Here is a 23,671-nt window from a genome sequence, read left to right as displayed (position 1 = left end):
CCACCCCCACGCGTTGATCATGAACTTATGGCACGGCTCAACGGCGTGTTGCACCCACAACTTCATGATCGACTGACCCCGCCGCCGGGTGGACCGGAGGAGATCGCTGTTTCTGGTCACGATCTGCGGTGTTGCCCGAGTTCTTGACGGAAACAGCGATCTTCGTGGGTCGCGCCGACCCGGTGGGTCGCGCCGATCCGGTGACCGGCGGCGGACTGGCGGTTGGGTCAGGCGGGTTCCAGGCGAGGGAAGAGTGGGGTGACCGGAGGGAGGGTGCCGTCGGAGTCTGCGGTGCACTGGGCGGTGATCAGCGCGGCTGCGCCGGGCAGGAACGGGGCGAGCAGGTCGCCGAGCGTCAGGCACGCGCCGAGGAGCACGGACAATGCGGCGTCGAGGCGCGCCCCGGCCTCGGTGTCGCCGCCGCGTTCGGCCTTGGCCGGCTCCCACGGGCGCGCCCGGTCGATGTGCCGGTTGGCCTCCTCGACCACCGCCCACACCGCGGCCGTCGCCCGGCGGAAGTCGAAGTCGTGCAGCGCCGCCGCGATCAGCCCGGGTGCGTCAGCGCAGGCCGCGACCAGGTCTTTCGCGTCCGGCGCGGCGGGCACGGCGAGGTCGACGCGACCGGCCCGGAAGCGGTGCGCCATGGTGACGATCCGGTTGACCAGGTTGCCGGCCCCGCCGGCGAGGTCCTCGTTGGCGCGGGCGACCAGCCGATCGACGGTGAAGTCGGCGTCGCCGACCCGGGGCACCTCGCGCAGCAGCCAGCACCGCACCGCGTCGGTGCCGTACGCCTCGGCCAGCGCCACCGGGTCGACGGTCGCCCCGGACGACTTGCTGATCTTGCGGCCGTCGGCGGTGAGGTAGTCGTGCACCAGGATGTCGGTGGGCAGGGGCAGCCCGGCGGACAGCAGCATCGCCGGCCAGTACACGGCGTGGAAGCGCAGCACGCCCTTGCCGATCACGTGCACCCGCCGGTCCGCGCCTTCCCACCAGGTGCGGTACGCCTCGCCGTCGGTGCCGTAGTCCAGGCTGGTCAGGTAGTTGCCCAGCGCGTCCCACCAGACGTAGATCACCTGGTCGGGGTCGCCGGGCACGGTGATGCCCCAGCCGCGGGCCCGCTGCTGCGACCGGGACACGGAGAAGTCGCGCAGCCCGGCGTCGATGAACGCGAGCACCTCGTTGCGCCGCGACTCCGGATCGATGCGCAGCCGCCCGCTGGTGATCGCCTCCCGCAGTGGCTGCGCGTAGCGGGACAGCCGGAAGAACCAGTTCTGCTCCTCGATGCGCTGCGGCGGCACCCCGTGCTCGGGGCAGTGCCCGGCGCCGTCGAGCTCGTCGGGGGTCAGGTAGTGCTCGCAGCCGACGCAGTACAGGCCGGTGTAGGTGCCGGTGTAGAGGTCGTGCGCGCAGGCGCGCCAGAACCGTTCGACGCCGGGTCGGTGGCGCGGGTCGCGGCTGGTCCGGATGAAATCGTCGTACGACAGTGCCAGCGGCTCGCGCAGCCCCGCGAACCGGGCCGCGTTGGCGTCGACGAACTCCTGCACGCCCACGCCCGCCTGCTCGGCAGCGAGCACGTTCTTCAGCGAGTTGTCGTCGGTGCCGGTGAGCAGCCTGACCTCGTGGCCGAGGCTGTGCTGGTGGCGGGCGAGCGCGTCGGCCTGCACCGCTTCCAGGGCGAAGCCGAGGTGCGGGGCGGCGTTGACGTACGGGATGGTGGTGGTGAGGTAGACGCGGGTCATGGGTTCCTCCTGGCTGGACGAAAGCCGGAGCGTCGACCCGTGCCGAGGCCCCGGACTCGGGCCTCGCGGTCGTGAACGCGCGTGTCAGCAGCCCCGGAAGCGGGGCATCATCACCGGACACGACGAGAAGATCACGCCGCCAAGGTAGCACCGGGCGGCCGCGCCCGCGACGAGGTTTCCGGGCAGAAGTTGAACGATCGACATGTTCCACTGGCTGAGTAGTTGTTGAAGCGCTCTCCCGAAAGCAGCAGGATCGGACGGTAAGCCCCGTGAGAGCGCGGCCCCGCCGCTGAAGGAGTGACATGTCCGGCGGTGCCCCGCGGTTGAGTGTGCTCATTCCGACGTTCGGCGACGCGCACACGCTGGCGCTGACCCTGGCCACGCTGTGCGCGCAGACCCTGGACCCCGGCCTGTTCGAGGTCGTCGTGGTCAACGACGGCTCCGACCCGCTGCCGTATGCGGAGCTCGCCGCCGCGGCGTACCCCTTCCGGTTCCGGTTCGACAGCCTGCCCGCGAACCTGGGGCGGGCCGCGGCGCGCAACCAGGCGGTGCGCCTGGCCGCCGGTGAGCTGGTCTGCTTCCTCGACAGCGACGTGCTGACCGAGCCGCACCTGCTGGCCCGGCACCTGGCCTTCCACGACGGGCGCGACGGGCCGGCGGTGCTGATCGGCAAGCGTTACGAGGGCGACTGGGCGGTGCTGGCGGCGGCGCAGGCGGGCGAGCCGCTCACCGCCGACCTGGTGCGCCCGGTGCACGAGGACTTCCGGTTCCGGGTGCCGGGCCGCGACAGCGAGCCGCGGCAGTGGCTGGCCGGTGCGCCGTGGGTGTTCGCGCTGACCAACAACGTGTCCATGCCGCGGCAGACCGTCCTCGACGCGGGCATGTTCGACGAGGCGTACGGGGCACGCTGGGGATTCGAGGACACCGACCTGGCGTACCGCATCCACCAGGTGCTCGGCGACGACGGGTTCGGCTACGACGGCCTGGCCGTCGGCTTCCACGTGCCGGCGGTGCGCGACCTGACCAACCTGGCGGGCGACTACCAGGCCAACCTGGAGCTGTTCCGGCACAAGCACCGCAGCCTGGCCGCGGAGCTGGTCGACCTGCCCGCGCCCAGCGACGTCACCCGCAAGATCCGGCACTACCGCCGGGTCCTCGCCTGCTGTGCCGAGCTGGGGCTGGGCCGGCTGCCCGACGTGGCGTCGCTGCTGCGGACGGAGCTGTCCGGCGCGGTGCTGTGCCAGGCGTTCGGCACCGACGAGGTGGCGCTCGGGCAGGGGTCGGTCACCTACGACCACGGGCGGCCGGTGTCCGAGCGCAACCTGCACCTGCTGGGGGTGTGGTCGCCGTTCCCGGACGGCACGTTCGACACGGTGGTGAGCGTGGACGTGTGGCGTTTCCTGGAGCAGCGTGAGCTGTCGCGCTTCCTGCGACTGGGGCTGGCGCAGGCGCGCGAGGTGGTGCTGGTGTACGGCGGCGGCCCGGCGGAGAAGGCGTTCACGGCGGACGTGCCCGCGCTGACCAGCCCGGATTTCTTCGGGTCGCTGCTGCGACGCCGTTATCCGCAGGCGCGCACCGAACACTGTGGAGACGTGACATTGTTCCGCGTCACAGCGTCTTGACCTCAACCTCGGTTCAACTAGCAAGATCGTATGCATGACTGAGAGCAGCGAATACGGCTACCTGAGCACCGTCGGCCGCAACACCGGCCAGTGGCACACCGTCGAGATCTGGTACGCGACCCGGGGCGGGGTGATCTACCTGATGTCCGGCGACCGTGAGCGGGCCGACTGGGTGCGCAACATCCTCGCGAACCCGCAGGTCTTATGGCGGGTCGGTGGGCCGCGCGAGCTGACCCCCGACGGCGCGGTGCCGGCCGAGGCCCGCCCCGTCGCCGCTGACCCGTACGCCGAAGCGCAGGCCCGCCGGCTGCTGGCCGCCCGTTACGAGGGCTGGCGGGAAGGCGACGAGCTGTCCGACTGGGCGGCCACCGCGATGGTCGTGGCGGTGCATCCGACGTACTGACGCGCTGCGCAGCGGCCGTCAGACGAAGGAAGGGCACCTTCCCATCGCGGAGCGATGGGAAGGTGCCCTTCCTTCGCTCAGCTAGGGGGCGTAGACCTCGAACTCGAAGAGGGAGTAGCCCCAGGCGGTGGCGCGGGTGGTGGCGTTGACGCGGACGTAGCGGCCGGAGCCGGTCAGGCCGGTGAGGTCGTCGACGCCGCCGTCACCGCCGGTGACGGACCGGATGGTGGTCCAGGCGTTGCCGTCGGGGGAGGTCTGGATCTGGTACGCCGACCCGTAGGCGGCCTCCCAGACCAGGCGCACCCGGCTGATGGAATAGGTCTGGCCCAGGTCGACGCGGATCGTCTGCGGGTCGCTGAACGCGCTGGACCAGCGGGTGGTGGTGGCGTTGCCGTCCACCGCCGCCGAGCCCGGGTAGGCGGCCGTCTCGGTGCTGGACACCAGGACCGGCTTGTTCAGCGCCACGTTGACCGAGGGCTGGCTCGTGGTGCCGGTGTAGGGCAGCACGACCCGGGACTGGTTGCCGACGCCGAGGGTGGTCGACGTGCTGCCGATCGCGCTCCAGATCTCCACCCGCACCGAGCCGTTGGCCAGGTTCGCGAACGAGCCGGTGCTGGTCTTCACCCCGAACGCCTGGGTGTAGTGCTCGTAGCCGGCGACCGGGTCGGTGGGGAAGTAGTTGTACGTCTCCAGCCGGTCCCAGCTGCCGTTGCCGGTGAAGTCGTACGACACCCGGACCTGGGTGGCGTTGCCGACTCCGGTGCCCGCGTCGACGTACATGTCGAAGTTGGTCGCGCCGCCGTTGTGCGTGGCGGTGAGGCCGGTGGCGGTGAAGACCTGCGGGTTGGTGGGGACGCCGTCCCAGTTGCCGTTGGCCGCGGCCACGGTGACCGTGCCGGCCCCGCCCGCGGTGCCGGGCAGGCCGCCGCCGGAGACCAGGTAACGCGTGGCGGCGAAGTCGCCGGGCGGGTTCGGCGACGGCGACGGGCTCGGCGAAGGCGGAGCCGACGGCGACGGGCTCGGCGACGCGGGCGGCGAGGACGGCGGGTTCGACGGCGTCGGGTTGCCGCCGCCGCAGGCGTTGCCGCCGGTCCAGGTGAACGCGCCTGAGGTGACCGTCTTGCAGGCGGGCACGGACAGCGTGGTGCCGTTGGAGAAGGTCACCGTGATCGCCGTGTTCGCGATGTTCGACGCCACGTACGTGCGCACGCCGCTCTTGTTGAACACCTTGGCCAGCGGGTGGTTCGCCGTGATCGAGGTGTCCACGTTGCCGAGCGCGGCCAGGTTGCGGATCCAGTGGTAGGTGTGCGCCTTGGACTCGCCCTCCTCGGAGGTGAACCCGCTGTTGGCGTTGAAGTTGTTCAGCGCCGTCTGCCCGTTGCCCAGGGCCAGGAACTCCCAGAGGATGTCCTGCCAGACGGTGGGCGCGCCGCCGTTGTTGGTGACCAGCTCGTTGTAGTTGGTCGACACGTAGGCCGGGTTGTCGCCGAGGTAGAAGTGCCCGCCGGTGATGGGCAGCATGTTGATGCCCTGGATCATCTCCGGCTCGCCGGAGAACCACGTCGCGTACGCGCCGCCGTCGCCCCAGACCATGCCGACCGTGTTGTGCCCGAAGGCGGCCGGGAAGTTCTGGTTGCGCACGTCGAACCAGTACTCGGCGATCGCCGCGGACTGCGTGGTGTAGATGAAGATGCCGGCGTCGCGCACGGCGGCGTTGCCGGTCGCCTGGCCCCACTGGATCAGGGCGTTGGCGAAGTTCATGCCCTCGGACGAGGACTCCTGGTTGTTGCCCGCGCCGAACGCGCCGTGCCCGGCCGCCCAGTCGTGACCGGCGAAGATGTCGAAGTCACGCAGGTACGGGAAGCGGGTGTCGGTGCGGTCGTAGTTGTTGGCGTCGCGGATCAGCAGGTCCACCATGCCGCCGTACTGGCTGTTGGTGGCCCAGGTCGGGTCGAACTTGGCCAGCGTCGCCGCCGCCGCCACGAAGTAGCCGTAGTGGAAGTGGTGGTCGTTGAGCTCCAGGTCGGAACCGTAGGAGGCCGGGTAGCCGAGCAGGGTGCCCCACGCGCTGTTGTAGTAGAAGACCCGGCTGGTCTTGCCCGCCGAGGCGGTGAACCAGTCGTTGAGGCGGGTCCGGATGGTGCTCAGCGCGGTGTCGCGGATCGAGGTCAGGTTGAGCTGGTCGGCGATCTCGGCGATGCGCGCGGCGCGGCCCAGGCCCTTGCCGGTCCAGTAGGTGTCGTCGCCGCGGAAGTCGGCCGGGTTGCCCGCCACCGCGTTGAGGTAGTTGGTGATCGTGGTGAGGTCGCCGCCGGAGCTGTCCGCGACCGCGGGGATCTCCGGCAGCACGCCGGTGTACTTCATCGAGGTCGTGAACGAGCCGATGCCGGTGAGGATCTTCATCTGGCCGCGGGCGCTCGTGTAGGTGTTCGCGAGCGGCGTCGCGCCGGTCAGGCTGTTCCACTGGTGCGGGTACAGCGCCGCGACGGTGGCCGTCTGCGAGCCCTGCCGGGCCGTGGTCAGGTAGGTGTACGTGGTGTTCAGCGTGCTGGCGGCCTGGTTGTAGCTGTAGGACACCCGGGTGCCGGTGACGTGCGCGTGCGCGTACTGGCCGTAGGTGCTGGCGAGCGCGACCCGGTCGGCGCCGGCGGGCAGCACGGCGACCGAGAAGAAGCCCTGGCCGTTGAGCGACGAGCTGATCGACGTGCCGCTGACCGACCAGGTGGAGCCGGTCGGGGCGTAGGCGACGTAGTCGCGCCCGTTGACGTTGAAGCCGATCTGGCCGCCGCTGTTGGACCACACCGTCGGCGTCGCGGCCGTGGTGAGCTGCGCGTTGCCGCCGGTGATCTGGAAGTAGGCGAACGGCAGGCCGTGGCCGATGGTGGCCTTCATGGTCCGCGCGCCGTCACTCCAGTACGGCGTGACGGTCCAGTCGCTCCACCCGTCGACCTTGGTGTCGGGGGAGTTCAGACCGGCCACGCCGACGAGCATGTCCTGCACGTAGGGGTAGTGGAACTCGCCGGGCCCGGTCGCGCTGCCGCTGATCGCGGCGGTGGTGTTGTAGGAGAACCCGAGCCCGCCCGCGAGCGTGTCGTAGGAGATCGGGTGCGCGTGCAGCGGCTCGCTGTAGCTGCAGTCGAACTTCTTGAACAGCAGCGACGACCACCAGTCGTTGGTGGGCACGCCGCCGGTGGGGGCGTTGGCGGTGACGTACTGCCGCGGGTTGGTCGACAGCGAGCCGCAGCCGGCGGGCACCGAGCGGCCCGCGGGCAGGCTGTCGAGGTAGCTGCCCGCGCCGACGGTGCCGGCCTGGGCGGTCTGCGCGACGGCGATGCCGAACAGGGCTGCGGCCAGGACGGCGACCGAGCCGAGGACGAGGGCGCGGTGGCGCGCCCAGGACTGACGTCGGTGACCCGCGCGGCGCGGTTCGCCGCCTGGGGTCACGGACCGGATGGACGGTTCCATGTGCATGGCCTCCGGGGCTGGGGCTGGCATGGCGTGGGAGAACGGAGGAGCGGTGATGCCGGTGAAAGCCGTGAGAGCGCTCTCTGAGCGCAAACTATCGGGCAACCCCTCGATACGTCAATGTTTCGGGGCCATGGCATCTGAGTTAATCCCGGGAGGTGGACACAGCGAGACGGAGGCGGGACGGCATAACGTGAAAACGGCCCTGTGAGAGCGCTCTCACGGGGCCGTCATCGATGGCTCGGCGGTCAGTGGCGGTGCCGGGTGGTGAACGAGATGATCCGGTTCCAGGCGTCGGTGCAGGCGTCCTGCCACTGGTCGAAGGAGCGGTCGAAGAAGGAGTGCGGCGCGCCCTCGTACACGTGCATCTCCGGGCCGACGCCCGCTTCCTCCAGCTGCGCGGCGAACTTCTCGAACTCGCTGAGCGGCGTCGAGTCCGCGCCCGCCACCAGCATCAGGATCGGCTTCTCCACCTCGTCGACGACGTCGGCGACCCGCGCCGGCTGGCCGTAGAAGCCGATCACGCCGGCCAGGTCGAGGTCGGAGGCGGCCAGCCGCCACGACTGGCTGCCGCCGAAGCAGAACCCGATGGTGTACACCGACGCGTCCGGGTCGGCTGCGGTCAGCACTGCCATCGCGGCCGCCGTGTCGGCGTACACGCCCGCAGGCGTGACCTGCGGCATGTGGTCCATGTAGGGGAAGCTCTCGTCGCGCTGGGACACCCCGGCCGTGCGGCCGAAGTAGTCGATGGCGATCGCCTCGTAGCCGGCCTCGGCCAGGCGCTGGGTGAGCCCGACGTAGAACGGGTGCAGGCCGCGCACGTCCGGCAGCACGACGATCTTCATGCCGTTCGGGGTCTGCGGGACCGCCCGGTACGCGGCGAGGTTGTTGCCGTCCTCGGCGTGCAGTTCGAGCGGGCCGTGCTCGGCCACCGCGCCCGCGTTCGGGGCCTGCGGGGCCTGGCTGTCGTCACTGTGGCACATCGGTTGCTCCTTGGCTGCGGTAGGCGGACGCCCGCCGCCGCGCCTGTCCGGCGTCGACGAGGGCGTCCAGGTGGGACCGGGCGACGGCGGCGGTCCAGCCGTACGCCCGCGCGAGCTGCGCCGGGGTCGCCTCGACGGCGGTCTCCAGGTAGCGGCGAGTCGCCGTGGCGGCGTCGTGCCCGCCGCCGACGTCGAATCGGCGGCAGGTCAGGTCCACGATGGAGGCCGGCCAGCCGGCGCGCTGTTCGCGCACGCCAGCGGACGTTACCAGCAGCCGGCGCTGCAGTTCGGTCATGGCGCGGTCGTACGCGGCCCGATCCCCGATCAGCTCGCGCAAGGCGCGGGAGGTCAGCGGCCCGGTGAGCAGCGCCCGCGCGATCTCGTGCGCCTCGCGGGGCAGGTCGAGGTCCTCGTGGTCGTCGAGCTCGCCGTCCCCGGTGTACAGCGCGCGCAGCAGGGTGGGGGAGAGCAGGCTCGCGCGGCGGAACAGGAACTTGCCGTACCAGGCGAGCCCGGCCTCGGGCAGCGCGTCCTTCCAGGTCCACACGGTGGACTCGGCCTCGCCCATGCCGTCGGCCCAGGCGACGGCGTCGTCGTCGGCGACGGTCTCGTAGAGCGAGGGAGCGAGGGCGTTCTCGGCGGGGAACAGCAGGGCGAAGCCGACGTCGTCGACGAAGCGGCCCGCGTCCTCGACGGTCTGCGGCCTGGCCTCGGGCAGCCAGCGGTCGCCCCGGGCGCGAGCCAGGGCGAGTTCCTGATCATCGACCATGCGCCGGAGCCTATCCGCCACCTCCGACGCCCGCCCGTTTCGTGACCTTCCGGCCCGTTGCGGCAGGCCGCACGGTTTCGACCCTCCCGCCGCGCTCCGTGCCACCGCGCACCCGTCCGGCCGCACCGCGAAGATCGTCCGACTTGCCGGGCACATGTGCGAATCATGAGCCGGGATATGCCCACGTGCCAGGCAAGTCGGACGATCTTGCAGGGGTCGCCCCGGGCGCGGTGCGAGTTATCGGGACGTTAATCCTTTTTTACTTGTTCGGGCTTTCCGCGTGGTGGCGGATGTTTCGCACCCCTGTTTGGCGGAGTCTTGTTCGGGTGAGGGCACCCGGTGCGCCGGGCCGCCCGCACGGCGCTCCGAGACCCCGGGCGCCACGGAAGGAGAGATCGACTGTGTACGTCAACTCTGATCTGGCGTTGTGTCTGGTGGACGAGGCATCTGCCGGTCGCGCCGACGACGCCGACAAGGTGTGGCGTTCCGCGATCCGTGAGGCCATCGCGTGCAATGTTCCGATCGAACATGTCGCGAACAGGGCGAGAGTCTCGGTCGAGGACATCCTCTCGATCGTGAGCGAGACCCAGGTGGTGCCGGCGTGACCCCGGCCGTCCGCTGCGAGGTGCTGTCCGCCTCCGCCCTGCGGGCCTCCCTGGACCCGAGACCGGCGGCGACGGCCGGCGCGGGCGTGGAAATGATCAAGTCTTGCCGGCAGGACCGCACCGCGCAGGTCGCCCGGGATTCCGGCGGCCGCCCCGACACCGCTGTCGCGTGGACGCGACGGGCCGGCGGCGCCACCGCGCCGCCCCGCGCCTGACCGGCCTGCACACCCGCTGAAACAGGGCCTCGACCTCGGTCGGGGCCCTGTTCGCGTGCTGGCTCGTTAGCCCCTGCGGACGTCACGCACGGGCGAGGAGAGGCGACACGTGGACAGGGTTCTGGTCGAGAAGCGGGATGCCGGCGCCATCGCGCCGGTCGGCTCGCGGCCGGGCGTGCCGCGCCTGGTGGCCTGGGCGGCGCTCGCCGGGGCGGGCCTGACCGTGCTCGCCGTCGTGGCGATGCTGCTGCGGCGGCTGCCGACCGGGTCGCGCCTGGCCGGGTGGACCTATCCGTACGACCGCGCGGCCGGGGAGTGGCACGTGGTGTGGCCCGCCCTGGTGGTCGCGCCCGCCGTGCTCGGGCTGCTGTGGCTGTCGCGCCGCCTGCCGGTGCGCTTCGACCGGGCCGTGGTCGCGGGCTGGTTCCTCGCGGTGATCCCGCTCCAGCTGCTGCTGCGCCGGTACGCCCTGCCGTCGCTGGGCGACATCGTGGTCAGCGACCGCGCCAACTCGTTCCACTCCCCGTCGCAGCGCTGGAGCATCGGCGAGTTCATGGGCGACTACATGGGCCTGGTCGAGCAGCTGCCGCCGCACGCGCGCACCAACATGCCCGGCAAGACGATGCTGTACTTCCTGCTCGACGCGCTCGGCCTCGGCCCGGTCGCGATGGGCGTCGCCGTGCTGGCCGTGGCCAACCTGTCCGCCGTGCTGCTGTGGCTCATCGTGCGCGACCTGACCGGCGACCGCCGGATCGCGCTGTACACCCTGGTCCTGGGGCTGTTCCTGCCCGGCGCGCTGTACTTCGTCCCGGTGCTCAACGCCGTCTCCCCGGTGCCGATCCTGCTCGCGCTGTGGTTGCACGTGCGCTTCCTCAAGACCGGCCGGGCCGGGTACGCGCTGGGCCTGGGCGGCGCGCTCTACCTGACCGTCTTCGTCGAGGCGCTGCCGCTGGTGCTGGGCATCGTGTTCGCGGCGCTGCTCGGCGTCGCGCTGCGGCGGCGCGAGACGTCCTGGTCGGACGCGCTGCGCCTGGCCGGGTTCGCGCTGGTCGGGTTCGCCGCCTGCTACGCGGCGATGTGGGGACTGTTCGGCTACGACCTGTTCGACAACTTCGCGTACGTGCTGGCCGACGCGAACGACTTCAACGCCCGCTGGCGGCCGTACGGCATGTGGGTGACCCGCAACCTGTGGTACCTGGCGCTGGCGGCTGGGGTCGCGTCCTGCGTGATGCTCGCGGCGGCGGCCTTCGACGCGGTGCGCCGCCGGTCGGTGCACCCGGCCGCGGTGCTGACGCTGTCCGGGATCGCGGTGCTGATCGTGCTCGACCTGTGGGGGATCAACCGCGGCGAGACGGTCCGACTGTGGATCTTCCTGGCGGTGTACCTGCAGATCGGCGCGGCCTGGCTGTGCGCCCGCACCGAGCGCTTCTGGCCCACCGCCGTGCTGGTGTCCGCCACCGTCCTCCAGGCGGGCATCGGCTCCGCCATGATCGGCTTCGTCCGCATCTGACACCGCCCATGATTGCTCGACTTGCCTGGCACCTGGGCGAGTACGGGTTCGAGATACGCACACCTGCCTGGCAAGTCGGGCGATCAAGCGTCCGATCGCGAGGGGCGATCAAAATTATTGCTGCGCGGTAACGGGTTGGGGCGTCAAAATTTTTGTTGTCCGGCATTGACACTGTGGACTGTGGGTCGTAATTTTCTTCATCAACGGACCATGATGAAGGGAATTGTTGTGCAGGGTGTGATCGGCCGGATGCGGATGGAGCTGCCCAACCTGCCCGACGCGTTGCAGCGGGTGGCGGAGCAGATCCTGGAAGACCCCGTGCTCGCCGCGCAGGCCTCCATCGTGGATCTCGCCGAGCGGGCCGGCACGTCGACCGCGACGGTGACCCGGTTCTGCCGGGTGCTGGGCTTCAAGGGATACGCCGCGCTGCGGGTCGCCATCGCGACCGAGAGCGGGCGCGAGGCGCAGGCGCGCTGGGAGACCGACATCGACCGGGAGATCGAGCCCGGCGACCCGATGGACCGGGTGCTCGGCGTGATCGCCAGCGCGGACGCCCGCGCCATCCAGGAGACCGCCGCCCGGCTCGACCTCGCCCAGGTGGCGCGCGTCGCCGACGCGATCGCCGGAGCCAACCGGGTGGAGCTGTTCGGCATCGGCAGCAGCGGCACCGCCGCGCGGGAGCTGGCGTTCCGGCTGGAGCGCATCCGGGTGCCCTGCTGGCACCGGGAGGACGCGCACAAGGCGCTGACCAACGCGGCCCTGCTCGGCCCCGGCGACGTCGCGATCGGCCTGTCGCACAGCGGCCGCACCCGCGAGGTGATCGAGGTGCTGGCCGAGGCCGCCGACGCGGGCGCGCTCACCGTCGCGGTGACCTCGTTCGACAAGTCGCCGCTGGCCGAGGCCGTGGACGTGGTGCTGACCACGGCGGTGCACGAGACCACCTTCCGGCTCGCGGCGCTGTCGGCGCTGCACGGCCAGCTGGTCGCCCTCGACCTGATCTACGTCGCGGTGGCGCAGCGCACGTATGCGCGTACCACCGAGGCCTTTGAAGTGACCGCGCGTGCGGTGCAGGCGCACCGGCTGCACGACGAGCCGACCTCGCACCGCCGCCGTGCGGCCCGCGAGGCCGTGGACCTGTCGCGGCCGGTCGTGCCCCGCAGCGCCGCGGACTGACGGTCGACAGCGGCGGGCGCGACGCGCCTGCCGGGCAGGCCCGGTGGCGCGTGGAAGCAGGTCGCCGGGCGACGCCGGGACCGGGCCGCCGGGGACCGGGGCAGCCGGGGGGGAGAAGAGGCGGCCGCGTGGCGAACCGGTCCCGGTGGGGCGGCCGGGCAGGACAGCACAACGAAGGAGCGAGATGAACGCGCAGACGTACCTGGAAGCCATCACCGAGCTGGTGGGCAAGGTGGGCACCGAGCAGGCCGGCAACGTGCAGCGGGCGGCGGACCTGATCACCGAGAGCCTGCACGCGGGCGGGGTGGTGCAGGCCTTCGGCAGCGGCCACTCCGAGGCCCTCGCGATGGAGATCGCGGGCCGGGCCGGCGGGCTGGTGCCGACCAACCGCATCGCGCTGCGCGACATCGTGCTGTGGGGCGGCGAGCCGGTCGAGGTCCTGGAGGACCAGCTGCTGGAGCGGCGCACCGAGGTGGCGCACCGGCTCTACGAGCTGGCTCCGATCCAGCCCGCGGACGTGTTCGTGCTGGCCTCGAACTCCGGCATCAACGGGGTCGTGGTCGAGCTGGCGCTGCTGATCAAGGAGCGCGGGCACGGCCTGATCGCGGTGACCTCGCTCGACCACACGGCGCGATCGGAGCCGCGCCACCCGTCCGGCAAGCGCCTGTCGGAGATCGCCGACGTGGTGCTGGACAACGGCGCGCCGTACGGCGACGTGATCCTGGCGAACCAGTCCGGCGCCGTGTCGTCGGTGACCGCGGCCGTGCTGGCCCAGATGGTGGTCACCGAGGTGGTCCGGCGCCTGACAGAGGCGGGGCAGACCCCGCCCATCTACCTGTCCGCGAACATCGCGGGCGGCTATGAGCACAACCAGCAGTTGGAAGCGCGATACGCCGGGCGCATCCGGCGTATCGCCTAACCCATCAACCCCTCCTGAAGTGCATGAAGGGCGACACGATGAACCTTACAAGACGCAGCGCGCTGGCCGGTGCGGCCGCGGTCGCGGCGAGCACGGGCCTGGCGGCCTGTGCCACCGCGGGCGGCGGTGACGACGACAAGGTCAAGCAGGGCGACACCAGTGCCGAGAACCCCCTGGGCGTATCCGCCGAGGCCGCGCTCGAAGTCGTGATCTTCAAGGGCGGCTACGGCGACCAGTACGCGATCGACGCCGGCACCAGCCTGAAGCAGAAGTTCCCGAAGGTCGCCGTCGACCACAAGGGCATCCAGGGCGTCGGCGAGGTGCTGCAGCCGCGCTTCGTCGCCGACAGCCCGCCCGACGTGGTGGACAACAGCGGCGCGGGCCGCCTGGACCTGGCCACGCTCGTCTCGGCCGGCAAGCTCACCGACCTGAGCTCGCTGCTGGACGCGCCGAGCCTGGACGACCCGAGCAAGAAGTTCCGCGACACCCTGATGCCGGGCGTCGTCGAGGACGGCACGTTCGACGGCAAGCCGCTGGTGCTCAACTACTCCTCGGTGCTGTGGGGCGTCTGGTACTCCAAGTCGCTGTTCGCCAAGCACGGGTGGACGTTTCCGAAGACGTGGGACGAGATGCTCACGCTCAACGACGAGATCAAGAAGGCCGGCCTCGCGCCGTGGACCTGGCAGGGCAAGTACCCGGAGTACCTCAACGACCCGCTGGTGTCGCTGGCGGCCAAGGCGGGCGGCTTCGACCTGGTGAAGTCGATCGACAACCTGCAGCCCGGGGCGTGGCAGAGCCCGGCGATGCTGGCCGCCGCCGAGGCGATCCACCAGCTCGCGGTGCGCGGTCACATCCTGCCCGGCTCGGAGGGCCTGTCCCACACCGAGGCGCAGAACGCCTGGTGCAAGGGCCAGGTCGCGTTCATCCCGTGCGGGTCGTGGCTGGAGGGTGAGCAGCAGGCCGTCACCCCGGCCGGGTTCGACATGGTGATGGGCACGGTGCCCGCGCTGACCGGTTCGGACAAGCTGCCCAACGGGGCGGTCATGGCGGCCAGCAGCGAGTCGTTCATCGTGCCCGCGAAGGCCAAGAACGTGCCCGGCGGCCTGGAGTTCCTGCGGCACCTGTTCTCGCAGAAGGTGGCCCGCGGTTTCGCCGAGAGCGCCAAGGCGCTGCCGGTGGTCGCCGGCGCGACCGAGGGGCTGACCCTGACCAGCGGCCTGGGCTCGGTCGCCGAGGCGGTCAAGGCGGCCGGTCCGAACGTGTTCAGCTACAAGTTCCGGACCTGGTACGCGCCGCTGAGCAAGGCGCTCGACGACGCCACCGGCGAGCTGGCCACCAAGCGGATCAACCCGCAGCAGTGGGCCGAGCGGGTGCAGAAGGCCGCCGACGCGGTGGCCAAGGACAGCTCCATCGTCAAACACCAGCGGTGAGGGGCCATGCGGCACGGCAAGTACCGGTTCCTGGCGGGGGCGCTGATCGTGCCCCTGACGCTGTACGGCGTGTTCGTGCTGTCGCCGTACCTGCAGGCGTTCCAGTTGGCGTTCACCGACTGGAACGGGGTGTCGGATCAGCCGCGCTCCGTCGGGTTCGGCAACTTCGCCCGGCTGTGGGATGACCCGCTGTTCCTGGCGGGGCTGCGCAACAACGGGCTGATGTTGCTTGTCGTGCCGCTGGCCGTCATCGTGCTGGCGCTGGCCCTGGCCGCCGGCACCAGGGGGACCAAGGTCTACCGGGTGGTGTACTTCTTCCCCCAGCTGCTCAGCGTCGCGATCATCGCGGTGCTCTGGCAGTTCGTGTACACCCCCAACAGCGGGCTGCTCAACGGCGCGCTGTCGGCGGTGGGCCTGGACTCCTGGCGGCAGTCCTGGCTGGCCGAGCCGGACCTGGCGCTGTGGAGCGTGATGGCCGTGATGATCTGGTCGTCGGTCGGGTTCTACGTGGTGCTCTTCTCGGCCGCGATGGAGTCGGTGCCCGACGACATCATGGAGGCGGCGGCGATCGACGGGGCCGGCCCGGTGACCGTGTTCCGGCGCATCACCCTCCCGCTGATCTGGGAGAGCGTCCAGGTCGGCTGGATCTACCTGGGCATCGCGGCGCTCGACGGCTTCGCCCTGGTGCAGATCATGACGGTCGGGCCGGGCGGCCCGGACAACAGCACCGAGGTCATGGGCCTGGGGCTGTACCGGACCGCCTTCACCTTCGGCAAGTTCGGTTACGCCTCCGCGATGGGCGTGGCGATCTTCTTCCTCACCCTGTCCATCGCGGTGCTGCTGCTGCGGGTCACCAAGCGGGAAAGGGTGGAGCTGGCATGAGGACCAAGCACGCCTTCCTCACCCTGTGGGCCGCGCTGGTCACCCTGCCGCTGCTGTGGGCGCTGATGTCGTCGTTCAAGACCGACGCCGAGATCTTCGACAGCCCGTGGACGCCGCCGGCGACGCCGCGCTTCGACAACTGGTCGCGGGCCTGGGAACAGGCCTCGATCGGGCAGTACCTGCTCAACACGCTGATCGTGGTGGGCGGCGCGCTGGCGCTGACCATGCTGCTAGGCGCGCTCACCGCGTACTGCCTGGCCCGTTACGAGTTCCCGGGCAACCGTTTCCTCTACTACACGCTGATCGCGGGGATGCTGTTCCCGGTCTTCCTCGCGCTGGTGCCGCTGTTCTTCGTGGTCGACAACCTGGGCATGCTCGGCACGTACCACGGGCTGATCCTCGTGTACGCCGCGTACGCCCTGCCGTTCACCGTGTTCTTCCTGCACGGCTTCTTCCGCTCGCTGCCCGGCGCGGTCGCCGAGGCCGCGTTCATCGACGGCGCCTCGCACGCCGGGGTGTTCTTCCGGGTCATGCTGCCCATGGCCCGGCCCGGGATGGTCAGCGTCGGCATCTTCAACTTCCTCGGCCTGTGGAACCAGTACCTGCTACCGAAGGTGCTCAACCCGGACCCGGACCACTACGTGCTGGCCCAGGGTCTGGCCGAGCTCGCGGTCAGCCAGGGCTACCGCAGCGACTGGAGCGGCCTGTTCGCCGGGCTGATCATCGCGATCCTGCCGGTCCTGCTCGCGTATGTGTTCTTCCAACGGCAGATCCGCGCCGGGCTGACCTCCGGCGCGCTCAAGTAACACCCACAGACCGCACGGACGAGCGTCCACGCCGAACTCGGGGAGAGCGCGCTCTTCGGCGTGCCCGACCGTGCCCGCAAGAAGGCACCTCCCACGGACCGCGGGGGCAGCATGACCCCGGCGCGCCGCCTCTCACGCGGCGCGCCGGGGCTGCCCACCACCGTAGTCCGCCACCCCGAAAGGAGAGAACAGTGACCCTCCGACGTCCCATCGTCGCCGCACTCGGCGCGACCGTGACGGCCCTGGCGGCCGGCACGATCGTCGCGCTGACCGCGGGCACCACGGCGGTCGCCTCGGCGGCCGTCTGCAACGCCCTGTTCGACGACTTCAGCTACAGTGGCCCGGCCGACCCGCTGATCAACCAGCGCGGCTGGTCGGTGCGCACCAACTCTGGCGGCCCCGGCATCCCCGGGGCCTCCTGGCCGGCGTCCAACGTCTCGTTCCCGACCGTGGACGGCGCGAAGTCCCTGCAGCTGCAGGCGTCCACCGACGGCACGGCCGGCGGCACCAGCCAGGCGGAGTTCCTGCACCAGCAGAAGTTCTTCGAGGGCACGTACGCCTCGCGGATCAAGTTCACCGACGCGCCGGTCTCCGGCAACGACGGCGACCACCTGGTGGAGACGTTCTTCACCATCACGCCGCTGGCCGCCCCGATGGACCCCAACTACGGCGAGATCGACTTCGAGTACCTGCCCAACGGCGGGTGGGGTGAGCCGTCGAACATCATGTACGAGACCACCTGGGAGACCTACCGCCCCGACCCGTGGGAGGCCGTCAACACCCACGGCGAGCAGCGGCAGTCCTTCGCGGGCTGGCACGACATGGTGTTCACGGTCTCGGCCGGGCACGTGAAGTACTACATCGACGGGACGTTGGTCGCCGACCACAGCGGCATCTACTACCCCGAGACGAACATGTCGATCAACTTCAACCTGTGGTTCATCGACTCGGCCGCGCACTCCGGCGGCATGGCGACGTACCGCCAGCAGGTGGACTACCTGCTGTACACGCAGAACGAGGTGCTCACCCCGGCGCAGGCCAACGCCCGCGTGGCGTCCTACCGGGCGCAGGGGGTCAGCCACACCGACAGCGTCGGCGCGGGCGGCACCTGCCCGACCGCGTCGCCGAGCACCGGCCCGAGCACGCCGCCGTCGGCGCAGCCGAGCACCCCGCCGTCCCCGTCGGCCCCGCCGACCGGTGGCACCGGCTGCGTCAACGCGCCACTGTGGAACATCGGTGGTGTCTACACCACCGGCAACCAGGTCAAGTGGGAGCGCAGCGCCAACGGCAACCCCGGCGGCCCGAAGTCCGGCGACGGCGTGCACCTGTGGCGCGCCCGCTGGTGGACGCAGGGCAGCGAGCCCGGCTGGACCCAGCAGTGGGAGGACCTGGGCCGCTGCTGACGCGGCACTGTCCAGGCTCGCCGTGAAGTGAAAGGATCAGCGCCCGTGACCCTCGTCCTCGGACTCGACGTCGGCGGGACCTCGTCCCGGGCGCTGATCACCACCCTCGACGGCGCCCGCGCCGGCTTCGGCCGCGCGGGCGCCGGCAACCCGGTGTCCGTGCCGCTCGCCGATGCCGTGGCCTCGGTCGCGGACGCCGTGCGGGCGGCGCTGTCCGGCCTGGACCCCAGCGAGGTGCGGTCGGCGGTGATGGGCATCGCGGGGACCGGCCGGTTCGCCGACCCGGTGGTGGCCGCCGCCTTCGGGCAGGCGTTCGCCGGGCTGGGACTGACCGTGCCGGTGCGGCCGGTGGGCGACGTGCTGGTGGCGTACGCCGCCGGGACCGCCGAACCGTCGGGCAGCGTGCTGATCTCGGGGACCGGCGCGATCGCCGCGCGGATCGACGCCGGGGAGATGACCGGCACCGCCGACGGCATCGGCTGGCTGCTCGGCGACCTGGGGTCCGGCTTCTGGCTGGGCCGGGAGGCGGCCGCGCTGACCGCTCGTGAGCTGTACACCCGTGTCCCGCAGGGCCGGCTGACCCGCAGCGTCGCCACGACGGTGCTCGGCACGATCCCGGCCGCCCCCTCCCGCCAGGCCGCCGACGACCTCATCGGCGCGCTGCACGCCGAGCCACCACGCCACCTGTCCCGCCTCGCACCGCTGGTCACCGACGCGGCCGCGCACGGCGACCCACAGGCGCTCGCCCTCGTCGACCGGGCCGCCGCCCACCTGACCGAGTGCCTCGCCGAGGTGCACACCGACGGCCCGGTCGTGCTCGCGGGCAGCGTCCTGACCACCTCCGCCCCCGTCCGGGACGCCCTGATCAAGCTGCTCGCCGACCGCCTGCCGGGCACGGCGATCTCCGTCGCGGGCCCCGGTGAGACCGGCGCTGCCCGCCTTGCCGCCCGCTTGGTGACCTGAGGAATTCTTGCACAACTATTGTGCATAACTAGTGTGCACACTTACTGTGCATCTCATGGACGACGAGTCGAACGCTGTTCCGCACAGCGTCGTACGCCTGGACGCGGCACAGATCCGCACCCTGGCCCACCCCCTGCGGGCCCGCCTGCTCGGCCTGTTGCGCGTCGACGGTCCGGCCACCGCCACCACCCTCGCCCGGCTGCTGGACACCAACACCGGCGCGACCAGCTACCACCTGCGCCAGCTCGCCGACGTGGGTCTCGTGGCCGAGGAGGCGGAGCTCGGCACCAGCCGCCAGCGCTTCTGGCGTGCCGCCCACGACGCCAGCACCTGGCGGCCGACGGACTTCGACGACGACCCCGACGCCCGCGCCGCCGCGGAGTGGATCGAGGGCCACCAGGTGCGGTTGATGAGCGAGCAGGCCGAACTCTGGCTGGCGGCACAGCCGCAGGCCCCGCACGCCTGGCGGGAGGCCGCGACGATCAGCGACGCCATGCTGACCGTCGCACCGCAACGGCTGCGCGCGCTCAACGAGGAGATCTGGGAGCTGATCGTGAAGTACCGGCAGGACCCGTCGTTCGCCGAGGAGGAGGGTGCGGCCCAGGTCCACGTGTTCCTGGCCAGCTTCCCGCGGGCGGAGGAGCTGCGATGAGCGCGCTGTCGGTCACCCAGGTACGCCGCCGGTTCCTGCTGCTGCACGGGCTGCGCTGGCTGCCCGCCGGGCTCATCATTCCGGTGCTGATCCTGGTCATGCAGGAGCGCGGGCTGACCCTGCCGCAGATCGGGCTGGTCGCCACCGCGCAGGGCATCCTCGTGCTCGCGCTGGAACTGCCCACCGGGGGGCTGGCCGACGCGCTCGGCCGCAAGCCCGTGCTGGCGACCGCGTGGGTGGTGAACCTGCTGTCGCTGGGGCTGTTCGTGGTGGCCGACTCGGTCGCGCTGTTCTTCGCCGTCTGGGCGCTGCAGGGCATCCACCGGGCCCTCGACTCCGGCCCGCTGGAGTCCTGGTACGTCGACGCCACCCTGGCCGCCGACCCGGAGGCCACGTACGAACCCGGCCTCGGGCTCGCCGGCACCGTCATCGGCGTGGCGATCTCGGCCGGGGCGCTGCTGTCCGGCGGCCTCATCGCGCTCGGCCCGGTCGGGCCGTTCAGCGCGCTCACCGTCCCCGTGGTCGCGGCCACGGCGATGCAGGTGGTCGCCCTGGTCGTGCTGCTGTGCCTGATGGTCGAGGTACGCCCCGCCCGCGGCGCGTCCGCGCTGCGCGCCTCGGTGCGGGAGGCACCGCGGATGATCGGGCAGTCGTTCGGCCTGCTGCGCCGGTCGCGGGTCCTGCTCGCGCTGGTGGCCGTGGAGCTGTTCTGGGGTTTCGGCATGGTCACCTTCGAGTCGCTGCTGCCGGTCCGGCTCGCCGAGGTCGTCGGCGACGCCGACCGGGCCGCCGCGCTGCTCGGCCCGGCCACGTCGGCGGCCTGGCTCGTCTCGGCCGCCGGGGCCGCCCTGACCCCGCTGCTGCTGCGCTGGCCCGGGGCCGCCCCGGGGGCCGCGCTGCTGCGGATTCTGCAGGGCGTGACGGTCGTCGGCATGGGACTGTTCGCCGGGCCCGTCGGCGTGCTGGTCGCATTCCTGGCCTGCTACGCCGTGCACGGGGCGTCGAACCCGCTGCACACCGGGCTGCTGCACCGCCAGGTCGACGGCCCGTACCGGACCAGCGTGCTCTCGTTGAACTCGATGATGGGGCAGCCTGCCGGGGCGCTCGGCGGGGTCGCGCTCACCGCACTCGCCGCCGCCACGAGCATCAGCACGGCGATGCTCGTCGGTGCGGTGGTGCTCGCCGCCGCGGCCCCGCTCTACCTGCCCGCCTGGCGCGAAGCCAGGCGCAAGCCGGTGCCCGCCGAGCGCGACGTCGCGGAGCTGGCGCCCACCGGCTGACGCCGCTAGCGCACTGCCACCGGTCGAGGTGTCCGGTCCGGACAGGACGATGATCCTGAGCTGTCCGCCACCCGCTGCGAACCGGGAGCGCCGCCCCCCGTGGGCGGGGCTCCCGGTGGCGGATGCGGATCACTCACCCGAGTAGGTGCCGAAGCTCCAGATCACGCCCTGCGGGTCGCGGACGCTGAAGCCACGCGAGCCGTAGTCCTCGTCGCGGAGCTCCCGCAGCACGGTCGCCCCGGCCGCCACCGCCCGCGCGAACAGCGCGTCCGGCTGATCCGTCACCAGGTAGACCAGGCCCCGGCCGGCGGGGATGTCGTGCACGTTGTCCGGGCGCGGGCTGCCGAGCATGATCCCGCCGCCGGGCGGCCAGCGCAGCTCCGCGTGCTCGACGGTCGGCCCGGTGCCGTGCACGGCGGTGGTCTTGAAGCCGAACGCCTCCTCCAGGAACGCGATGGCGGCGTGCGCGTCGGTGTAGGTCAGGCAGGGCCAGACCATGGCGTTGTCACTCATGCCTCCAGCGTGGCCGTTTCCACCTCGTCCTGGCTTGGAAGAATGGGAAGTTCCTCCGACTGCGCCCAGTGCGACGGCGCGACACCCGCGAACTCGCGCCACTCGCGGGCGAGATGGGCCTGGTCGTAGTAGCCGCACGCGGCGGCGATGTCGGCGAGGGCGCGTCGGTGCGGTTCGCGTACGAGCCGGGTCGAGCGTCCGAAGCGGACCAGGCGCAGCGCGTCCTTGGGCCCGACGCCGAACTCGGCGGCGAACCGCGCGCACAGGTGACGCCGGCTCCAGCCGGTCTCGGCGGCGAGCTCGCCGACCCGCAGCGCGCCGCCCGAGCGCATGATCCGCCGCCAGGCGAAGGCCAGCTCGGGCGCGGGCTCCACCGGGTCGAGGCGGCGGGCGAGTGCCGCGTCCAGCAGCGCGAACCGCTGCGGCCACGACGCCGCCCGGAGACGGTCCGCCAGCGGTTCGAGCGACAGCGGCGCGACCGCCGCCGCGAGCGCCGCGGCCGGCATGCCGAACAGGGCGCGGGCGCCCGCGGGGGTGAGCGCCAGCTGCACCCCGAACTGGGTGCCGTCGTGGTGGATGAACGCGGGAGCCATCGTCAGGCCGCTGGCCAGCGCGGTGTAGCCGCTCGGCGCGTGGTCGGCGGCCAGCGAGACCAGGGTCGGCTCCTCGAAGCTGATCACCACGGTCAGGTCGGGCGAGGGCAGGCCGAGATGCACTCCCGGGGCGAACCCGCGGTAGTGATAGCCGAGGTACTGGCGGACGTAGCGCCGCAGGTGCGGTGCCGGCACGCCGTCGACATGCTCCGCGATAGTCATACCGGAGCCATTTTCCATGGCGGACGCGGATTCTCAGGGCCGCAGGGCCGCGATCACCGGCGCGAACGCCTCCAGGTAGGGGTCGTGGACGGTCAGGTAGCTGAAGCCGTAGCGCTCGCGCTGGCGCAGCAGCTGAGCGGCCATCTCCTCGACCGTGCCGAACAGCAGGAACGGCGACTCCAGCGCCTGCTCGACGGTCATCGCCCCGTCGGTGTCGGCGCTGACCTGCTCCGCGGCGGCGTGCCGGTCGCCGGTCTCGACCACCCGCTGGATCAGCGCGTGCCACTCGATCCGCTCGGCGCGCGGGCCGGCGTGCTCGCGGGCGAAGGAGACGCGCCCGTCCGTCTCGGTCGCCGACGCCAGCCGGAAGGTGCCCGGGTCTGCGCCCTTGACCTGGTATGCCCCGGCCACCGAGACGATGTCGGCGTGCGTGGCGGCGATGCGCAGGATCCGGTCGCCGGTGCCGCCGACGATCAGCGGCGGCCCGTACCCGCCGAAGCCCTGCTTCTGCACCGGCAGCGGTGGCGCGCCGCCGGGCAGCGGCTTGGTGTCGTCGGTCCGGAACCAGCGGCCCAGTTCGCCGATCATCCGGTCGAGCTGGCCGGCCCGGGCGCCGAACGGGGCGAACGGCAGACCCGCCGCGTCGAACTCCCACTTCATGTGTCCCGCGCCGAGGCCGACCTCCAGCCGTCCGCCCGTGAGCAGGTCGGTCGTGGCGATCTCCCGGGCCAGCAGCGCCGGGTTCCAGAACGGCACGTTGAGCACCAGAGTGCCGACCCGCAGCCGCTCGGTCGCCGCCGCGGCCGCGACCAGCACCGGGAACGGCGCGGGCGCGCCCAGGTGGTCGGCGGCGAACACGGTGTCGTAGCCGAGCCGCTCGGCCAGCCGGCAGCGCCGCACGAAGACATCGCCGGAGGGCACCGAGAACACGTTCGACGAGAACCGGAACTCACGCATACGGTGACCCTGCCGTGTCACGGTGCGATGCGCCAGCGCTCTTGCGGTCGTCGCGCACAGTGATTGCCATGACGTCGCTGCCGCCCGGTCCGCCGAAGCCGAAGAGCCCGGTACGCAAGATCCTCATCATCTGCGCGATCGTCCTCGTGCTCTGCTGCGGTGGCGCGGGCGTCGCCGGCTTCTTCGCCTGGCGGGGGATCACGACCGCGCTCGGCCCGCCCAGGGACGCCGCCGTGGCGTACGCCGATGACCTGGTCGCCGGTGACTACGCCGGCGCCTACGCGAGCCTGTGCCGCCGCACCCGCGAGCTGACCAGCGAGCAGCAGTACGTCGCGGAGCAGAGCGCGCGGCCGCGGATCAGCGGCTACTCGGTGGCGGGCGTCAACGTGGAGCAGCACAACTCGACCGTGAGCGGCGTCGTCACCTTGGAGCTGACCAGGGCCGCCGACGGCTCGCAGTACGTGCTGGGCATCCCGCTGCTCAAGGAGGACGGACAGTGGCGGGTCTGCCTGTAGCCGGTCGGGCGAGGTAGCCGGGCGGCCGGGGCTCGTCGCCCCGGCCGCCCGC

General features: G+C 71.7%; 22 protein-coding genes. 15 read left to right on the top strand and 7 right to left on the bottom strand.

Annotated elements, in window-relative coordinates:
• Nucleotides 1–227: 227 nt before the first annotated feature.
• Nucleotides 228–1,739 (bottom strand): methionine--tRNA ligase, encoded by a 1,512-nt coding sequence (locus HAV39_RS11620; RefSeq protein WP_191839184.1) that lies wholly within the window; start codon nt 1,737–1,739, stop codon nt 228–230.
• Nucleotides 1,740–2,041: 302 nt separating this feature from the next.
• On the opposite strand from HAV39_RS11620, the gene HAV39_RS11615 reads away from it, so the two are divergent.
• Together HAV39_RS11615 and HAV39_RS11610 are read left to right on the top strand one after the other, a co-directional pair.
• Nucleotides 2,042–3,361, top strand: coding sequence for a glycosyltransferase family 2 protein (locus HAV39_RS11615; RefSeq protein WP_191839183.1), 1,320 nt, complete (start codon nt 2,042–2,044; stop codon nt 3,359–3,361).
• Between the two features lie 34 nt (nt 3,362–3,395).
• Nucleotides 3,396–3,764 carry a nitroreductase/quinone reductase family protein gene (locus HAV39_RS11610; RefSeq protein WP_191839182.1) on the top strand — a complete coding sequence of 123 codons (369 nt, stop codon included), beginning with the start codon at nt 3,396–3,398 and terminating at the stop codon, nt 3,762–3,764.
• 81 nt (nt 3,765–3,845) lie between these two features.
• Here HAV39_RS11610 and HAV39_RS11605 read toward each other — a convergent pair whose 3' ends face one another.
• From HAV39_RS11605 to HAV39_RS11595, 3 genes are all read right to left on the bottom strand, one after another.
• The gene (locus HAV39_RS11605; protein ID WP_191839181.1) at nt 3,846–7,229 is read right to left on the bottom strand and encodes a glycosyl hydrolase; all 3,384 of its coding nucleotides are present in this window, start codon (nt 7,227–7,229) and stop codon (nt 3,846–3,848) included.
• Between the two features lie 248 nt (nt 7,230–7,477).
• On the bottom strand, nt 7,478–8,212 hold the full coding sequence (locus tag HAV39_RS11600; protein ID WP_191839180.1) for a dienelactone hydrolase family protein: 735 nt from the start codon (nt 8,210–8,212) through the stop codon (nt 7,478–7,480).
• A complete protein-coding gene (locus tag HAV39_RS11595) occupies nt 8,199–8,981 on the bottom strand; it encodes an AlkZ-related protein (RefSeq protein WP_191839179.1) in 783 nt (260 codons plus the stop codon). Before HAV39_RS11595 ends, HAV39_RS11600 begins: the two co-directional genes overlap by 14 nt.
• A 401-nt stretch (nt 8,982–9,382) precedes the next feature.
• Here HAV39_RS11595 and HAV39_RS11590 point away from each other — a divergent pair, with 401 nt between their 5' ends.
• The 12 genes from HAV39_RS11590 (at nt 9,383) to HAV39_RS11535 (ending at nt 20,819) form a co-directional block, all read left to right on the top strand.
• Nucleotides 9,383–9,586: a hypothetical protein gene (locus HAV39_RS11590; RefSeq protein ID WP_191839178.1), complete on the top strand. Its 204-nt coding sequence runs from the start codon at nt 9,383–9,385 to the stop codon at nt 9,584–9,586.
• The gene (locus HAV39_RS11585) at nt 9,583–9,801 is read left to right on the top strand and encodes a hypothetical protein (protein WP_191839177.1); all 219 of its coding nucleotides are present in this window, start codon (nt 9,583–9,585) and stop codon (nt 9,799–9,801) included. Before HAV39_RS11590 ends, HAV39_RS11585 begins: the two co-directional genes overlap by 4 nt.
• Before the next feature lie 109 nt (nt 9,802–9,910).
• Complete coding sequence (locus tag HAV39_RS11580; RefSeq protein WP_191839176.1) at nt 9,911–11,311, top strand: hypothetical protein; 1,401 nt, start codon at nt 9,911–9,913, stop codon at nt 11,309–11,311.
• 210 nt (nt 11,312–11,521) lie between these two features.
• Nucleotides 11,522–12,484 (top strand): MurR/RpiR family transcriptional regulator, encoded by a 963-nt coding sequence (locus tag HAV39_RS11575; RefSeq protein WP_239120539.1) that lies wholly within the window; start codon nt 11,522–11,524, stop codon nt 12,482–12,484.
• 184 nt (nt 12,485–12,668) lie between these two features.
• Nucleotides 12,669–13,403: a sugar isomerase domain-containing protein gene (locus tag HAV39_RS11570; protein WP_191839175.1), complete on the top strand. Its 735-nt coding sequence runs from the start codon at nt 12,669–12,671 to the stop codon at nt 13,401–13,403.
• Between the two features lie 23 nt (nt 13,404–13,426).
• Complete coding sequence (ngcE, locus tag HAV39_RS11565) at nt 13,427–14,833, top strand: N-acetylglucosamine/diacetylchitobiose ABC transporter substrate-binding protein (RefSeq protein ID WP_244958783.1); 1,407 nt, start codon at nt 13,427–13,429, stop codon at nt 14,831–14,833.
• Between the two features lie 6 nt (nt 14,834–14,839).
• Nucleotides 14,840–15,715 (top strand): carbohydrate ABC transporter permease, encoded by an 876-nt coding sequence (locus HAV39_RS11560; RefSeq protein WP_120319390.1) that lies wholly within the window; start codon nt 14,840–14,842, stop codon nt 15,713–15,715.
• The gene (locus HAV39_RS11555) at nt 15,712–16,521 is read left to right on the top strand and encodes a carbohydrate ABC transporter permease (RefSeq protein WP_120319391.1); all 810 of its coding nucleotides are present in this window, start codon (nt 15,712–15,714) and stop codon (nt 16,519–16,521) included. Before HAV39_RS11560 ends, HAV39_RS11555 begins: the two co-directional genes overlap by 4 nt.
• A 191-nt stretch (nt 16,522–16,712) precedes the next feature.
• Nucleotides 16,713–17,924, top strand: a complete 1,212-nt coding sequence (locus HAV39_RS11550) for a family 16 glycosylhydrolase (protein WP_191839174.1) — start codon at nt 16,713–16,715, stop codon at nt 17,922–17,924.
• A gap of 45 nt (nt 17,925–17,969) precedes the next feature.
• On the top strand, nt 17,970–18,887 hold the full coding sequence (locus HAV39_RS11545; RefSeq protein WP_191839173.1) for an N-acetylglucosamine kinase: 918 nt from the start codon (nt 17,970–17,972) through the stop codon (nt 18,885–18,887).
• A gap of 55 nt (nt 18,888–18,942) precedes the next feature.
• Nucleotides 18,943–19,539, top strand: coding sequence for a helix-turn-helix domain-containing protein (locus HAV39_RS11540; RefSeq protein ID WP_191839172.1), 597 nt, complete (start codon nt 18,943–18,945; stop codon nt 19,537–19,539).
• On the top strand, nt 19,536–20,819 hold the full coding sequence (locus tag HAV39_RS11535; RefSeq protein ID WP_191839171.1) for an MFS transporter: 1,284 nt from the start codon (nt 19,536–19,538) through the stop codon (nt 20,817–20,819). The genes HAV39_RS11540 and HAV39_RS11535 overlap by 4 nt, the downstream gene beginning before the upstream one ends.
• Nucleotides 20,820–20,948: 129 nt before the next feature.
• Here HAV39_RS11535 and HAV39_RS11530 read toward each other — a convergent pair whose 3' ends face one another.
• Genes HAV39_RS11530 through HAV39_RS11520 form a run of 3 tightly spaced genes read right to left on the bottom strand, consistent with a single transcriptional unit; the run spans nt 20,949 to nt 23,104 of the window.
• Nucleotides 20,949–21,332, bottom strand: a complete 384-nt coding sequence (locus tag HAV39_RS11530) for a VOC family protein (RefSeq protein WP_191839170.1) — start codon at nt 21,330–21,332, stop codon at nt 20,949–20,951.
• On the bottom strand, nt 21,329–22,147 hold the full coding sequence (locus HAV39_RS11525) for an AraC family transcriptional regulator (protein WP_191839169.1): 819 nt from the start codon (nt 22,145–22,147) through the stop codon (nt 21,329–21,331). Before HAV39_RS11525 ends, HAV39_RS11530 begins: the two co-directional genes overlap by 4 nt.
• A gap of 33 nt (nt 22,148–22,180) precedes the next feature.
• A complete protein-coding gene (locus HAV39_RS11520; protein ID WP_191839168.1) occupies nt 22,181–23,104 on the bottom strand; it encodes an LLM class F420-dependent oxidoreductase in 924 nt (307 codons plus the stop codon).
• A gap of 68 nt (nt 23,105–23,172) precedes the next feature.
• Between HAV39_RS11520 and HAV39_RS11515 the strand changes: the two genes are divergently transcribed.
• Nucleotides 23,173–23,619, top strand: coding sequence for an Rv0361 family membrane protein (locus HAV39_RS11515; protein ID WP_191839167.1), 447 nt, complete (start codon nt 23,173–23,175; stop codon nt 23,617–23,619).
• The last annotated feature ends 52 nt before the right edge of the window (nt 23,620–23,671 follow it).

Origin of the sequence: Catellatospora chokoriensis, from assembly GCF_011297315.1 — a bacterium.
GTDB classification, from domain to species: Bacteria; Actinomycetota; Actinomycetes; order Mycobacteriales; family Micromonosporaceae; genus Catellatospora; species Catellatospora citrea.
The sequence above is the reverse complement of the archived record's forward strand: the minus strand, read 5'-3'. Positions and strand labels throughout refer to the sequence as shown.